The sequence below is a fragment of the Methylobacterium sp. J-026 genome (genome assembly GCF_022829585.1).
In the GTDB taxonomy this organism is placed as follows: Bacteria; Pseudomonadota; Alphaproteobacteria; order Rhizobiales; family Beijerinckiaceae; genus Methylobacterium.
This window is the reverse complement of sequence record NZ_JAKSYC010000160.1, coordinates 1-723: the sequence shown is the minus strand read 5'-3', so window position 1 is coordinate 723 and position 723 is coordinate 1. Positions and strand designations below refer to the sequence as shown.

Below are 723 nucleotides of genomic sequence, written 5' to 3'. Positions count from 1 at the left end.
GTGAAGCTCGGGCGTGGCGAGTTCGCCGCGGATGAGTTCCGGCGCATCGCCCGGGGCGGCCGCGAAGTCTGGATCCAGGCGACCTACAACCCGATTCGCGACCGGGACGGTGTGCCGGTGAAGGTGGTGAAGTTCGCCGCCGACATCACCGAACAGGTGCATGAGCGCCAGCGCCGGGCCGAGGCGCAGCGGGCGATCAGCATGGATCTCGACGCGATCGGTACCGCGGTCGAGGCTGTCACCCTGCAGACAGCCGAGGCCGCCGGCATCGTGGGGCAGGTGTCGAGCGACATCCAGGCGGTGGCCTCGGGCGCGGAGGAGCTGTCAGCATCCGTCGGCGAGATCAGCCAGCAGGTCAGCCACGCCGCGCGCATGGCCGGCGAGGCGGTTGAGCAGGCGCGCCACACCGGCAGCATCGTTGAGGGCCTGAGCGGCCAGGCCACGCAGATCGGCGAGGTCGTGACCATGATCCAGGGGATCGCCGCGCAGACCAACTTGTTGGCACTCAACGCCACAATCGAGGCGGCGCGAGCCGGCGCCTCGGGCAAAGGCTTCGCGGTGGTTGCCTCCGAGGTGAAAGCGTTGGCCGAGCAGACTGCCAAGGCGACAGATCAGATCCGTGTGCAGATCACCGCGACCCAAGCGGCCACGCGCGAGGCGGTGGGCGCAATCGGTTCGATCCAGGGCACGATCGGCAAACTGGATGAGGTCTCAGCAGCGATC

The 723-nt window shown here is 68.6% G+C and carries 1 protein-coding gene; it reads left to right on the top strand.

Features of this window, described 5'->3' with window-relative positions; translation table 11 throughout:
- A partial coding sequence (locus MKK69_RS15150; protein ID WP_243969034.1) for a methyl-accepting chemotaxis protein occupies positions 1 to 723 on the top strand: 723 nt, incomplete at both ends.